Source organism: Bacillus sp. TH17, assembly GCF_016651125.1.
In the GTDB taxonomy this organism is placed as follows: domain Bacteria; phylum Bacillota; class Bacilli; order Bacillales; family Bacillaceae_G; genus Bacillus_A; species Bacillus_A mycoides.
On sequence record NZ_JAEKEN010000001.1, the window covers coordinates 4073209 to 4087633 of the forward strand.

Below are 14425 nucleotides of genomic sequence, written 5' to 3' on the forward strand. Positions count from 1 at the left end.
AGACTAGAAAATTTAACTGCAGTGGAGGGATACATAATGGCAAATCGTCGCAATTTATTTTTCTTTTATGGTGATGACAAAGTAACACTCGTTGAAAAAATGAAACCAGTATATCGTATTTTAGAGGAGAATGGATTTACCATATTAGATCATCCAAAAAATGCAAACGCTATCGTCAGCGTTGGAGATGATGGAACTTTCTTACAAGCCGTTCGTAAAACCGGCTTTAGAGAAGATTGCTTATACGCAGGTATTTCTACGAAAGATGAAATTTCTTTCTACTGCGATTTCCACATCGATCACGTTGATACAGCCCTTCAAGAAATTACAAAAAACGAAATTGAAGTGCGAAAATATCCAACAATTCAAGTAGATGTAGATCACGGTACATCTTTCCATTGTTTAAATGAATTCACATTACGCTCTAGTATCATTAAAACATTTGTCGTAGATGTACACGTCGACAATTTACATTTCGAAACCTTTAGAGGTGATGGATTAGTTATCTCCACACCAACAGGAAGTACCGCTTACAATAAATCATTACATGGTGCAGTTGTCGATCCACTTATCCCATGTTTCCAAGTAAGCGAACTAGCATCTTTAAATAACAACACATACCGTACACTCGGGTCACCGTTCCTTTTAAATCACGAGCGTACGTTAACTTTAACACTTAAACCAGATGGAAATGATTATCCTGTTATCGGAATGGATAACGAAGCACTTAGCATTAAACAAGTGGAAAAAGCCGTTGTTCGTTTAAGCGATAAACAAATTAAAACTGTTAAATTAAAAAACAACTCTTTCTGGGAAAAAGTACAGAGAACGTTTTTATAGTAATCAAAAAACCCTCGAATTATGGGATTTCCATAATTCGAGGGTTTTTTATTTATCAAATGCAACTTGACGCTGTTTCACAAAACATTTTGGAACAGGACAACAGTATATGAAATTATATCAACGATTTTACCCAAAATATCAATTTACCGACATCATCAACCTATCTAAAAAGAGGAAGCAGCACCAAAATGTATTTTCGGAGCCGCTCCCTCAAATTTTTAGACGTCTTTTCTATAAACAATCTTCCCATCAATGACGGTCATTTCTGCCTGTACTTCTTTTATTTCTTCCGCCTCAATTTCAAAAACATTGCGGTCTAATATCGTAAAGTCTGCCTCATATCCTTTTGCGATTTGTCCTCGCTTCGCTTCTTTTCCGATTGCATAGGCACTTCCTGTTGTAAATAAAGAGACAGATTCATATACCGTTAATCTTTCCTCTGGCATATAGCATACACCATCAATAAAACTTCTACGTGTAACAGCACTATATATACCTAAAAACGGATTCACTTGTTCAATTGGAGCATCAGAGCCTCCATTACAGTGTAATCCCGCATCCAGTAACGTCTTCCAAGCATACGCATAACGAAGACGGCGTTCTCCTAGTTTTTCAATCACTGACGGGAAATCTGACGAAACAAAGACTGGTTGAATATCAATAATAGCTGGCAATTGTTTCATTCTTTCAATCAACTCTTCACGAGCTAGCTGACAATGAATAATACGGTCACGTAATCCTTCTGCAGGTGGATGTAATTCAAGCGCATCAATGACATATTCAAGCGATAAATCACCAATTGTATGAATCGCAACTGGCATATGTAAATCTCGTGCTTTTTTCACTAAACCTGCAAGCTCTTCACGTGAGAAAATGGCAACTCCATTTGTTTCCTTCGCATCTTCATACGGTTCACTTAATAAAGCTGTTCTTCCGCCAAAAGAGCCGTCAGAAAAAATTTTCATCGCACCAAATTCAATATAGTGCTCATTTTCATATTCTTTTCGTTCATTCGCTACTTCATGGTGAACGAGTAAATGCGCTTTAAACCGCATTTCTTTTATAACGTTTGAAAACGCATTGTACGTTTTTTGAAAGCCGCCATAATAATTTAAGTCTTCCGTATGTCCGCCAACTAATCCGTATTGCCAGCAATCTGAAATCGCTGTTTGCAGAGCACTTTGCAAATAAACTCCATCTATTTCAGGCTGAGCATGTTTAATTAACTCTTGTCCTTGCTCATATAAAAGTCCTGTTAAATTATTTGACGCATCACGGCCAATTTTCCCGCCCTTTGGATCTTGCGTCGCTTCTGTTATGTTCGCTTCTTGCAATATGTATGAATTCACCCATGTCACGTGACGACAAACACGCTTTAATAAAATCGGATGTTCTTTAGAGATTTCATCTAAATCACGTACATGAACTTGTTTTGTATCTGTGAAATTATTTTCATTCCATCCTTCTCCGATAATCCAAGATCCTTTTGGCGCTTCTTCTACTCGCTTCTGAACAAGAGTAAGTACTTCGCTATAAGATTTGCAATTTGATAGATCTAGACGAAGCAACCTCTCCCCATGCCCAATAAGATGCATATGGCTATCAACGAGTCCTGGAATCATCGTTTTCCCTTTTAAGTCATATAACTTCACTTCTGAATATCGGTTTTCTAACTCTTCTTTATTCCCCATATGAACAATGACGCCATTTTCAACGTAAATAGCTTCTACTTTTTCATTCTCTTCTCGCATAGTGTAAATGGTGCCGCCATACCAAATTTCTCCCATATGCTCATCCCCTTTTTCCTTTAGTCTACGAAATTAGAGCGTATAAAAAAAGCACCATTTCGATTAAAAATGGTGCTTTTCCAAAAATTAATTTTGTTCAGTAGGATTCGTTGTAACTTGCCATTCAATGTTAAATTTATCTTTTAGTTGTCCGTATGCTGGGCTCCAGAAAGTTTCTTGAAGTGGCATAATAACTTCTCCACCTTCTTGTAACTTATCAAATACTTCTTTCGCTTTTTCTGCATTATTAATTTGAATTGCGATTGTTACTTGAGATCCGATTGTATGCCCTTGACCTGGGAATGTATCAGAAATCATAAGGTCCGTATTACCAACTTTTAAAGTAGCATGTAAAACGCGCTCTTTCGCTTCAGCTGGAATTGGGTATTCTGGATTTTCAGGCATGTCACCAAAAGTTTGCATTACTTCTACTTTTGCGTCTAACGCCTCTTTGTAAAACTGTACAGCTTCTTGCCCACTACCATCTAAAACTAAGTACGGATTAATACCTAAAATCATACGAACACCTCTTTTTTTAGTTTATAAAATCGAACTTGTGTTCGTTTTTATAATATCATCGTTTTACATTTCATTCAACTATTTACTTCCCTATTTTCAAAATTATTTTGAAGGAAGCTCCATTTCTTGTTTTCTAAGTTCAATACGGCGAATTTTTCCGGAAATCGTTTTTGGTAGTTCATCTACAAATTCAATTTTGCGAGGGTATTTATATGGTGCAGTCAATTCTTTGACGTGTTGTTGGAGCACTGGAATTAATGTTTCTTCGTTCTTGTCTATATTCTCTCTTAATACGATAAATGCCTTCACGACACTTCCGCGAATTTCATCAGGGCTTGCGACAACCGCACATTCTCTTACATATGGATGTTTTACAAGTGCATCTTCGACTTCAAACGGTCCGATTGTATAACCAGAGCTAATAATAATATCATCACCGCGACCTTCAAACCAAAAATAGCCTTCTTCATCTTTTTTCGCTTTATCACCGGTAATATAATAATCACCGCGGAATTGCATCGCTGTACGCTCATCGTCTTTATAATATTGTTTAAAGAGTGCTGGTGTTTCAATGTGAACTGCAATATCACCAACTTCTCCTACCTGTACAGGAGTTCCTTCTTCATTTACGATATCAACATGGTTTCCCGGCGTCGGTTTTCCCATTGATCCTGGTCTAATGTCCATCCCTTTCATTATCCCAACGAGTAATGTGTTTTCCGTTTGCCCATAACCGTCTCTTACCGTAATATCAAAATGCCTTTGGAACGTTTCAATAACTTCCCTGTTTAACGGCTCACCAGCTGATACAGCGCTATGTAACGCTTCTAAATTGTACTCACTTAAATTTTCTACCTTTGCCATTAATCTATACTCAGTCGGCGTACAACAAAGCACATTCACCTTATTATCGCCTAATAAATTTAAATACGTTTTTGGTTCAAACTTACCATTGTATACAAATCCTGTTGCACCTGAACCGAGAGTCGCTACAAACGGGCTCCAAATCCATTTTTGCCAACCTGGACTAGCCGTTGCCCATACAACATCTTCTTCTTCGATTCCGAGCCAGTTCGGGGCGCTTGTACGTAAATGAGCGTATGCCCATGCATGCGTATGAACAACTCCTTTTGGATTTCCTGTCGTCCCTGACGTATAAGATAAAAAGACCATATCTTCTTTATCCGTCTTCGCCATTTCTAACGTATCACTTTCCGTTTCTAATGCTGTTTTTAAATTCGTCCATCCATCTACTGAACGCTCGCTCAAAACGAATTTTTGAAGAGATTCCACCGCTTCTACGCCGTCGAATTGTCCAATATACGGTTCGTAACTTACAATTGCTTTCACTTCTCCGTGCCCAATACGGTACTCAATATCTTTTTTACGCAACATTTCTGAGCTTGGAATAACGACAAATCCTGCTTTAATCGCAGCAATATACGTCATGTAAGCTTCAATTAAGCGCGGCATCATAATAAGGATCTTGTCCCCTTTTTGTAAGCCACTTTTTATAAAAGCGTTTCCAATTTTATTCGCACCTTGCATTAATTCAAAATATGTAATCTCTCGTCTATTCCCTTTATCATCTTGCCAAATTAAAGCAAGCTTCTCTTTATCACTCGTATATTTCTCTATTTCCGAAACTAAATTATAAGACGGCGGCGCTAACAATTCCTCTCTCTTCATATAACATCCTCCTTTATTTCTATGCCTCCCTTATATAATAAAGAATTTTCAGTAAATTTTGAACCCTCTTCTTTTGACAATTTTTTTATATTTATGTCGAATTGATGTATGAATGTATAGCGACGATGTTTTTAACATAACGATTCATCGGCAAATAACGACGAAAACGACAAAAAGAAAGAGCGGGAGAACCCGCTCTTTCTAAGCCATCGTATATGGGATTATTTTTGGTAACCGCCTAATTGTTGCTCAGCTAGTGAAACTAGACGTTTAGTAATTTCGCCACCAACAGATCCGTTAGCGCGAGATGTTGCATCAGCTCCAAGTTGAACACCAAACTCTTGAGCGATTTCGTATTTCATTTGATCTAATGCTGCTTGAGCACCAGATACTGCTAATTTATTTGTGCTTGCCATGTTGTATCACCTCCTTGTGAGTATAGAGTGTGATAAACAACATGACTTCATGCACATTTGAATGTGGTAATTTATGGGTTTAGAAAAGTTCTTCGAATTTTTCTTCTTCAGCCACTACTTCTACTGTTTGTAATACCATTGTTTCTTTGTTCGCTACAGCCTCTTCAATTAACGGCGCGAAATCGTACTTCGCTTCAAAACGATTTGCTTTCTCACGCTTCGGTTTCGTCGATGGACTTGCTGGTGTAAACACTGTACAGCAGTCTTCATATGGACGAATTGAAATATCATACGTTCCAATTTCTTTTGCAATTTTAATAATTTCTAATTTATCCATCGTAATAAGCGGGCGAATAACAGGATAGTTTGTCACTTCGTTAATCGTATGCATACTATCTAACGTTTGGCTCGCTACTTGTCCAAGACTTTCACCAGTCGTAATTGCAAGTGCATTACGCTCCTCTGCAATACGCTCTGTAATACGCATCATCATACGACGCATAACTGTCATAGAATAGCTAGATGGAATTTCTTTATTAATCGTTTTTTGCACTTCAGTAAATGGAACAAGATGAAGTGTTACACGTTTACAGTATTGCGTTAACTCTTGTGCTAAATCGATTACTTTTTGTTTCGCGCGCTCGCTTGTGAAAGGTGGACTATGGAAGTGAACTGCTTCCACAGATACGCCGCGTTTCATCGTTAAGTACGTTGCTACCGGGCTATCGATACCACCAGAAAGAAGTACCATTACTTTTCCGCCAACGCCAACTGGTAAACCGCCAGCTCCCATGTGCTCACCACACATAATATAGCTGTAACCACTGCGAATTTCTATACGTACATTCACATCTGGATTATGAACATCTACTGTGATATCCTCTGTATTTTCTAAAATGTGCCCACCGATTTCTGGAAGTAACTCCATCGTCTTCATTGGGAAGCGCTTATCAGAGCGGTGCACTGTAATTTTAAATGTTTTCACATCACCTTTTACTTGTAAGAAAGCTGCTAATGCACCTTTTTTAATATCTTCTAATTCTGATGGTACTTTCATTGCTAAGTTAAACTTATGAATACCAAATACATCTTTCAATCTTTCAGAAATTGCTTCATGGTCTTCACCATTTAACTGAATGTACATACGATCATGTGTTGCATCAATTTTAATGTTTGGGAATTTTTTTAATTTGAATTTCACATTATCTTTTAACGTACTTACAAACTTAGAACGGTTCTTTCCTTTTGTCGTCATTTCTCCATAACGAACTAAAATATATTCATATGTCATCATATTTCTTTACCTCATCACTTCATATAATTTTGGCATCGTCTCTTTAACAATACCTTCAAATTGTTTTACTTCTTCCATCGTGTTGTCTGGTGCTAGACTAATGCGAATCGCACTTGTAGCTGCGGCGTGCGGTACTCCCATTGCCACTAGTACTCTGCTCACTTCATTTGCTTTTGAAGAACAAGCAGACTTCGTCGATACATATACACCATGCTCTTCTAAAGCATGAACGACTACTTCTGGTTTTAAACCGACAAATGATACATTTAAAATGTGCGGTGCCGCATATTCAAGTGATGTATTAATCGTTACAGTTTCCATCTCTTTAAAGAAACGGACCAGCTCTGTTTGTAAATTTTGCAAATGAACTATCTTTTCTTTCACTTGTTCCATCGTCATACGAAGTGCTTTCACCATCGCTACAATACCAGGTAAATTTTCTGTACCTGAACGATACTTGAGCTCTTGTTGACCACCTGATAAGATTGGATCTAACCTTACACCATCACGTACGTAAAGAAGACCTGTCCCCTTTACGCTATGAAATTTATGTCCAGATATTGAACAAAGGTCAATATGAGAAGCGTATAAATCAAGTGGTACTTTTCCTATCCCTTGTACATGGTCCACGTGGAATCTTATTTTCGGATAGTTCGTTAATAATGTTCCAATTTCAGCAACGGGCTGAATCGCTCCAGTCTCGTTGTTCACGTGAATAATTGACACAAGAATCGTATCTTCACGAAGTGCTCGTTTTACATCTTCTACCGATACAACACCGTGCTCGTTAACCGGTAAATACGTTACATCAAAACCGAGATCTTCTAATTGTTTATATGCTTCAAACACAGACGCGTGTTCAATATTTGTTGTAATGATATGTTTGCCGCGCGAACGATTCCTCATCGCTATCCCTTTAATCGCAAGGTTATTCCCTTCCGTTCCACCTGATGTGAAAATAATTTCAGAAGGTTTAACGTGAAGGAGCTGTGCCGCAATCGTTCTCGATTGTGTTAATAGACGCTCTGCCTCTCCTCCAAGCGAGTGGATAGAAGAAGGATTACCAAAATATTTCCCTGCAACCGTTACGTACGATTGAAGCGCTTCTGGATATGGCTTCGTCGTCGCACTATTATCAAAATAGATCATCGTTCTTCCCCTTTCAGCGCTATCACATCATATAATCATATCACAAATACGTGTAATTACGCTAAGACTACTCAAAGGTTCCGTTTTTATATAAAAGTGTACATTTCCCCCGGCCATTTGCAGGCATACTGAGTGGTGAAGATTAATAATCAGTGGTGGATGAAACCCCATCACTTATGGTTTCACTTTATTTTGAAACGAACAACCTTACTGTATTCCGCTATTCATTATAGCAACATCGACTTCAAAATTACACAAAAAAACAAACCCTTTATTAAAGGGTTTGCTCATTGTCTACATATTCAGCTATTTTTTGAACAACACCAGGTTCAAGTTGCTCTAATATAGAAGCCGCTTGTTCTAAAGCTGCATCGTATTGATATTCACGGAATAATTTCTCCGCATAATTTAAGCTTTCTGCAAGATTCTCATCATGACTGCGGTATCGGTTACCGTATTGAATTAGTTTTTCAACTAAATAAGCTTGTCCAATTACTTCTTCTGTCATTTCAGATACACCATTCACAACTGTGTATGCTTCTTCTAAACTGCTATTTACAGTATTCATATTTAACGGCTTTACTTCTAATTGCTCATATACAGCTTGCATCGCCATTTGCCCTTTTTGTAAATCTTCCATAATACTCTCTGGAAGACCTGGTAAATTCGACTTTTGCATAAAACGTTTCGTCTCAAAAATTGTATTTCGCATTTCTTGTAACTTCTCACGTGCTTCAAATTCTTCTTTGCGCATCGTTTGCAGCATTTCTTTATATTCTGCATGAAGTACTTTTAAAGTTTCACATTGCTCATAAACCTCTTCTAGTTCCTCACGAATGATAGAGAATGCAATATCTTGTTCAGCAACGCGTATTTGTAACACTTCAAAACGTTTCATTAAAATATGCATTTGCTTTTCAATTACTTTTTGTGACTCAATATCTTTGTCTTGTAATTGATAACTTTGTTTCACAAGTTGTGTTTCTATTTTCGTTTCAATTGTTTCTGTACGAATTTCTTCTAAATCTTCATAAACAGACAGTGTTTTTTGCTCCACATAATGTTTCGCATGCACTTCTTGTTCAAGTTGATCATAAAAACTGTCTAAACGAGTTTTTAAGTTCTCTACTTTTTCTGCTGCTTCTGTTATATGAAGTTCCTGTATATCCATTAAACATGTGTGTAGTTGTGTCGTCATATCGCGGACTTCTTTAGGGATTTCCAAATACTCTAATACATAGCCTTGTCTTATCATATCATCATGACCTTGTAATAAATCTTCCAGCTGAACTGGTAATGTCGCTTGACACTCTACCAATAAATCCGGAATTTGATGAATAACGATTTCTAAACTTGCTAAACCTTCTTCTAAACTAATAACAATTTCTCTCGCTTTTAAATAATCACCATTATCTGTTGCCTCTTCAAAAGTTTTGAACTTCTCGGATTCAACATCTAACATCTCTTCAATTTTTTGCTCAGCTACTCCATACATGTGTCGATGAGCAAGAACGCTCTTTTTCATACTACGATATGTATCACGTAACCCTTCAATTTCCGCGCTATTTTTCTCATGGCTTTCTAACAGTTGCTGTAATTCATTTAAAATGTCTGTAATACGATTATCAGCGTCATCTAAACCACTTATGGATTCTTTCATCGCATGCTTTGCTTTGCGGAAGGAGAATTGCGAGGCGAATTTTCGCGCTTGCCCTAAATCTTTTTCAGCTTTCGGAAGAGTTGTTGATACAATTTCATCCCACTCTTCACGCCATTTACCAAACAGCTCTTCTGTTTGACCTGTCATATTTAAATCTTTTACCCGCTTTAGTTCATCTGCCACAGGTTTATCTTTTATCTCTTGTTTCCACTGCTCCAGTGCTTCAATATCTTTATATGAACGATTTCTTATCACAAGCTCTATCATGAGCAGCACTAGAATAGAGCTTACTACAATGATAACGATCGTCAGGATAGAATCCATGCAAAAAAGCCTCCTAGTTATATCTCTTTTTTTGTCCGTTCCGTTTATGAAATGGAAGGCATTATGTATAAAAAGGGAATTCCCCTATATTTAACAACTAACAATGTTCTAATCATACCATGTAATGACGTGTTTTTGACCTAGTTTTTTTTAAAATTTCATGTTTCTTTACATGTGATTGTAATATTTCTTAATATTCCACTTATTCCATTATCCGTCCTCAAATGAATGCAATAAAGGTAAGACTTTTACCGGCAGTTAATGCAGGATAACGAGCTCTCTTTCATATGAGAGACGAAATAAATCTTTCGCATTAGTGGTGGTTCTACAGAAATCGCACGTACGTTACCTTGCATTACGGCTTACTGTAAAGCGGTTTCCGGAAGCAATGTTATACCAAGTCCAGCTCCTACCATCGCAATCATCGGTTCTGCATAAGATGTTTCAACCGCAATTATTGGTTTCGCGCCCATACATTGAAACACATTCATAATCATTTTCCTTACATCACATATTTCTAGGTATACAATTAGCTGTTCATTAACAATTATTGCGCTAGTATGCAAAAATTTATGGCAAAGAAAACAACATATAAAAATCCCCACCTCAGTTCGTTAGGTGGGGATTTTTCACATATGAACAGCTCTTGGTAGTTCATAATACATACTCGCTTTATATAATGTTCGTTCCATCCATTGCTCAATTTCCTTCGTATACATTTCTAAGAAAAACGTCTCAGACGGAAATGAGTGTAGCACCTCTGATATATATTGTGGATATAAAAACGGCATATTTATCATGCCTTTTAATTGCGTCATAAACATTGTAAAAGATATCTTTTTAAATTCTTGCTTCATTTGTCCTTGTTTAATGATTTGCTCTATATAATATCTTTCTCTAGAAAAATAAACGGTCATCACTTCACGAATTAATGTCGTATCAAGCGAAAGCTCTCTATAAAAAAAACGTGTCAGTTCTCTATTATCAAATTGATATCGTAAAATCCCGCGCACCATTTGCACCATCACATCTTTAGCCGATAAATATTCTCTCTGTTCAAATGACGTTTCAATTACGTGAATATATCCTTCTAAAAAATCAGTAATAAGCTGTTCTAATAACCCTTGCTTTCCAGCAAAATAATATGAAATATTCGCTACATTCACATCCGCTCGCTTTGCAATTTCTCGCACCGACGTTCCATCATAACCTTTCGTATTAAACAACGATATTGCCGCATCAATTACTTTTTGTTTCGTCTGTTTCATGCGCTCACTTCCTCTCACTGAACAGCTATAGTTTAAATTTCTTGACTTTTAAGACAAATTCCTTTAATTTTCTATCGACAAAGTCATGTGAAATACATCGTATTTTGCTATCGTTTTACATATCTCGCTAAAAAGGGAGTTGTTTCCATGTTTACAAAAGAAAGTTATGCAGGATCTCGTGAAGAGCAATATGAGACAGTAATTAAACAACTGGATGCATTATTAACTGGCGAACCGAACGTAGTCGCAAACTTATCAAATGCGTCCGCACTATTAAATCAATTTTTAGATCGCGTTAATTGGGTTGGCTTTTATGTAACAGAAGGAAATCAACTTGTTCTTGGACCATTCCAAGGGATGCCAGCTTGCGTGCGTATTCCGTTCGGACGTGGTGTTTGCGGCGTTGCAGCTGAAACAAAAACAACGCAACTTGTAGCAGATGTTCACCAATTCCCAGGACATATCGCTTGCGATAGTGCCTCTAATTCTGAAATCGTTGTACCGATTATGAAAGAAGGAAATATCATTGGTGTGCTTGATATTGATAGTCCTGAAAAAAATCGTTTCGATGAAGTAGATCAGCACTATTTAGAAAAGTTTGTGGAAACACTCCTAAAACATATTTAATAAAGAAAAGAGTGAGCTATCGATTACGTACGTAACGTACGAAACCGATAGCTCACTCTTTTTTATTGATTACTAACAGTAGATATCTTCTTTAGTGCCTGTTCTAAATCAGAAACGATATCTTCCCATGATTCTAAGCCGACAGATAGGCGTATTAAATTATCAAAAATACCCATTTCTTTTCTTAGTTCAGCCGGAATAGCTGCATGCGTCATCGTCGCTGGATGCTGAATTAACGTTTCTGTATCACCTAAACTTACGGCAATTGTAATAAAATGGAGGTCATTGATAAACGACTGTGTTTCTTCTTTCCCGCCTTTAATTGAAAAAGAAATAACGCCCCCACCTCGTTTCATTTGCCGAGATGCTAATTCTCCCTCCGGATACCAAACACCTTCTACTGCTTCATGATTTTTCAAAAACGATACAATTTTTTCCGCATTATCACAATGACGATCCATTCTTACTGCTAATGTTTTTAATCCGCGTAACAATAACCACGCGTCAAACGGCGCCATAATACCGCCGATATCTTTTCGCATCGGACGGATTTTGTCAGCTAACGTTTTCGTTCTACAAATTGTTACACCCGCTACAACATCCCCGTGACCACCAATATATTTTGTCGCACTGTGAACGACGGCGTCACAACCGAGCTCAAGAGGTCTTTGTAAATAAGGTGAACAAAACGTATTATCGACAATAACAAGCAAATCATTGCGCTTCGCTACCCCAATCACCTTTTCTAAATCAATTAATTTCATCGTTGGATTTATCGGTGTTTCAACGAAAATGAGCTTTGTATTTGGACGAATTTTATTTTCAATATCAGTCTCTGTCTCCATATCACAAAACGAATGAGTAATCATAAATTTCTCTTCTAATACTTCTAAAAAACCGTACGTACATCCATATAATCCATTTGAACAAATAATATGATCTCCAGCCTTTAGAAAACCGATTAAAGTTGCTGAAATGGCTGCCATACCTGAACCGAACGCCAGCGCCTCCTCTCCATCTTCTAAAACAGCCATACGTTCTTCAAATAATTTCACAGTTGGATTCCCAAGCCTTGAATAAATATAAGATGGATCTTCTCCCGCAAAACTCGCTTCTCCTTGTTGCGCAGTCTCAAATGTGAATGTAGACGTTTGAAATAAAGGTGGTGTTAAACTTCCTTTATGTTCCTCTGATGTATAACCGTGATGAATTAACGCTGTCTCCATATGCTTCTTTTTCATAAAAACATCCCCCTTATGTCTTTATTGCCACATATCCACCAGTAAAAAACTGATGAACATTTTTACTACATTTTATGTAAGCGTTTTATTTGTGCTTCTATCTTTTCTTTTATATTGTTTTAAATTCCTTCTTGTTAATTCCCAAAATTTATCTGCATAAAACAAAAAGGGAGTCTCTTGACGAAACTGTAAGTAAAAGATATAATAGCGTTTGTGTAAAATAAAAAGGCAGCCTTGTAATGTGAGTTTATCGTTTGTATTTTGTTCCTCTGCGGAGGTGTATCTCGTAACTCCCTGCTGCTGGAGCGAAGGTACATGAAAACAAAATACCCGTAAATATCGATTACGTCTGTTTTTATTTTACGAAAATAAAAACATTTTTAAAGGAGGAGTCAACTATGGCTCGTTATACAGGTCCAGCATGGAAACTGTCTCGTCGTCTTGGAATCTCTCTAAGCGGCACAGGAAAAGAATTAGAAAAACGCCCTTACGCACCAGGTCCTCACGGTCCTAACCAACGTAAGAAACTTTCAGAATACGGTTTACAATTACAAGAGAAACAAAAACTTCGTCACATGTACGGCATGACTGAACGTCAATTCCGTCGCACATTTGACCAAGCAGGTAAAATGCCTGGTAAGCACGGCGAAAACTTCATGATCCTTCTTGAAGCTCGTCTTGACAACCTAGTTTACCGCATGGGCTTAGCTCGCACTCGTCGTGCAGCTCGCCAATTAGTAAACCACGGTCACATCACGGTTGATGGCGCTCGCGTAGATATCCCATCTTACCGCGTTAAACCTAACCAAACTATCAGCGTTCGCGAAAAATCTAACAGCCTTGTTGTTGTTAAAGAAGCGATCGAAGTTAACAACTTCGTACCAGAATACTTAACTTTCGATGCTGATAAGTTAGAAGCTACTTACACTCGTCACGCTGAGCGTTCTGAGTTAGCAGCTGAAATCAACGAAGCATTAATCGTAGAGTTCTACTCTCGTTAATCTCGGTACTCTGCAAAGAGTATTATTAAAAGCCTTAGGAACCTTGTTTATCAAGGGACCTGGGCTTTTTTTATTTATATAAATGTCGTATGTGTAGTAAGATACTTCAAGGCAGTTTTTTCATGAGTTATGGATAATCGTCATTACTTCTCTTTTATTCATTCCAACGATTGGATTCTCTTTAATACTGGCTCCGTTTATTGTGCAAAATTTTATAATCCATCTTCATTACATGCTGTTATACTTATTCCCTTAAACATATAATCATTTCGTTTTCAGACTACTCCTTATTTCATTACTTCCAAATTATATCTCAATAGAAAAAGCTACCAAAGAAACTAAAACGTTCTCTCTGATAGCCCTTATTTATATATTAAAGTTATTTATTTTCCTCTTTTTGAACATATACATAAGCATCTTTCTGCTCTTTATGTACATCAACCTTCGAATGCTCTGCAAGCTGACCAGCGTTTAGCAAAGAAAAAATAATGAGCGCTTCTAGTGACATTTTGTTTTACCACTCCTTTCTATTTGTTATACATTTATCATACCGCTTACATGTGATTTCCGTATGAACTCGAAAAGGAGATTACAACAAAAAGGTTAC

Annotated in this window: 13 protein-coding genes and 1 pseudogene; 3 read left to right on the forward strand and 11 right to left on the reverse strand. The window is 37.3% G+C overall.

The genetic code is table 11. The features are described 5' to 3' along the window. Positions 1-36: 36 nt before the first annotated feature. Complete coding sequence (locus tag JFT95_RS20860; RefSeq protein WP_012261821.1) at positions 37-840, forward strand: NAD kinase; 804 nt, start codon at positions 37-39, stop codon at positions 838-840. 221 nt (positions 841-1061) lie between these two features. Here JFT95_RS20860 and JFT95_RS20865 read toward each other — a convergent pair whose 3' ends face one another. The 9 genes and pseudogenes from JFT95_RS20865 to refZ form a co-directional block, all read right to left on the reverse strand. Then, positions 1062-2630, reverse strand: coding sequence for an amidohydrolase (locus JFT95_RS20865; protein ID WP_201053152.1), 1569 nt, complete (start codon positions 2628-2630; stop codon positions 1062-1064). Between the two features lie 87 nt (positions 2631-2717). Further along, positions 2718-3149, reverse strand: coding sequence for a VOC family protein (locus JFT95_RS20870; protein WP_201053154.1), 432 nt, complete (start codon positions 3147-3149; stop codon positions 2718-2720). Between the two features lie 102 nt (positions 3150-3251). Further along, a complete protein-coding gene (gene mbcS / locus JFT95_RS20875) occupies positions 3252-4838 on the reverse strand; it encodes an acyl-CoA synthetase MbcS (protein ID WP_201053156.1) in 1587 nt (528 codons plus the stop codon). A 221-nt stretch (positions 4839-5059) separates the two neighbouring features. Beyond that, positions 5060-5254 (reverse strand): alpha/beta-type small acid-soluble spore protein, encoded by a 195-nt coding sequence (locus JFT95_RS20880; RefSeq protein WP_000168891.1) that lies wholly within the window; start codon positions 5252-5254, stop codon positions 5060-5062. Positions 5255-5333: 79 nt separating this feature from the next. Beyond that, a complete protein-coding gene (gene thiI, locus JFT95_RS20885; protein WP_002034334.1) occupies positions 5334-6548 on the reverse strand; it encodes a tRNA uracil 4-sulfurtransferase ThiI in 1215 nt (404 codons plus the stop codon). A 6-nt stretch (positions 6549-6554) separates the two neighbouring features. Next, positions 6555-7697 (reverse strand): cysteine desulfurase family protein, encoded by a 1143-nt coding sequence (locus JFT95_RS20890; protein ID WP_033731427.1) that lies wholly within the window; start codon positions 7695-7697, stop codon positions 6555-6557. Between the two features lie 274 nt (positions 7698-7971). Next, positions 7972-9681 carry a septation ring formation regulator EzrA gene (gene ezrA / locus JFT95_RS20895; protein WP_201053158.1) on the reverse strand — a complete coding sequence of 570 codons (1710 nt, stop codon included), beginning with the start codon at positions 9679-9681 and terminating at the stop codon, positions 7972-7974. 248 nt (positions 9682-9929) lie between these two features. After that, positions 9930-10223, reverse strand: a pseudogene (locus JFT95_RS20900) (LysR family transcriptional regulator substrate-binding protein); the annotation flags it as partial. Positions 10224-10310: 87 nt separating this feature from the next. Continuing rightward, a complete protein-coding gene (refZ, locus tag JFT95_RS20905; protein ID WP_060750625.1) occupies positions 10311-10949 on the reverse strand; it encodes a forespore capture DNA-binding protein RefZ in 639 nt (212 codons plus the stop codon). A gap of 147 nt (positions 10950-11096) precedes the next feature. Here refZ and JFT95_RS20910 point away from each other — a divergent pair, with 147 nt between their 5' ends. Further along, entirely contained in the window at positions 11097-11576 is a 480-nt protein-coding gene (locus tag JFT95_RS20910; protein WP_002138633.1) for a GAF domain-containing protein, read from the forward strand. Positions 11577-11638: 62 nt separating this feature from the next. On the opposite strand, the gene megL is transcribed toward JFT95_RS20910, so the two are convergent. Then, a complete protein-coding gene (megL, locus tag JFT95_RS20915; protein ID WP_016092437.1) occupies positions 11639-12817 on the reverse strand; it encodes a methionine gamma-lyase in 1179 nt (392 codons plus the stop codon). A 398-nt stretch (positions 12818-13215) separates the two neighbouring features. Between megL and rpsD the strand changes: the two genes are divergently transcribed. Further along, positions 13216-13818, forward strand: a complete 603-nt coding sequence (gene rpsD, locus JFT95_RS20920) for a 30S ribosomal protein S4 (protein ID WP_002015568.1) — start codon at positions 13216-13218, stop codon at positions 13816-13818. Between the two features lie 379 nt (positions 13819-14197). Here rpsD and JFT95_RS20925 read toward each other — a convergent pair whose 3' ends face one another. Beyond that, positions 14198-14326, reverse strand: a complete 129-nt coding sequence (locus JFT95_RS20925) for a hypothetical protein (RefSeq protein ID WP_000050938.1) — start codon at positions 14324-14326, stop codon at positions 14198-14200. Positions 14327-14425 lie beyond the last annotated feature (99 nt).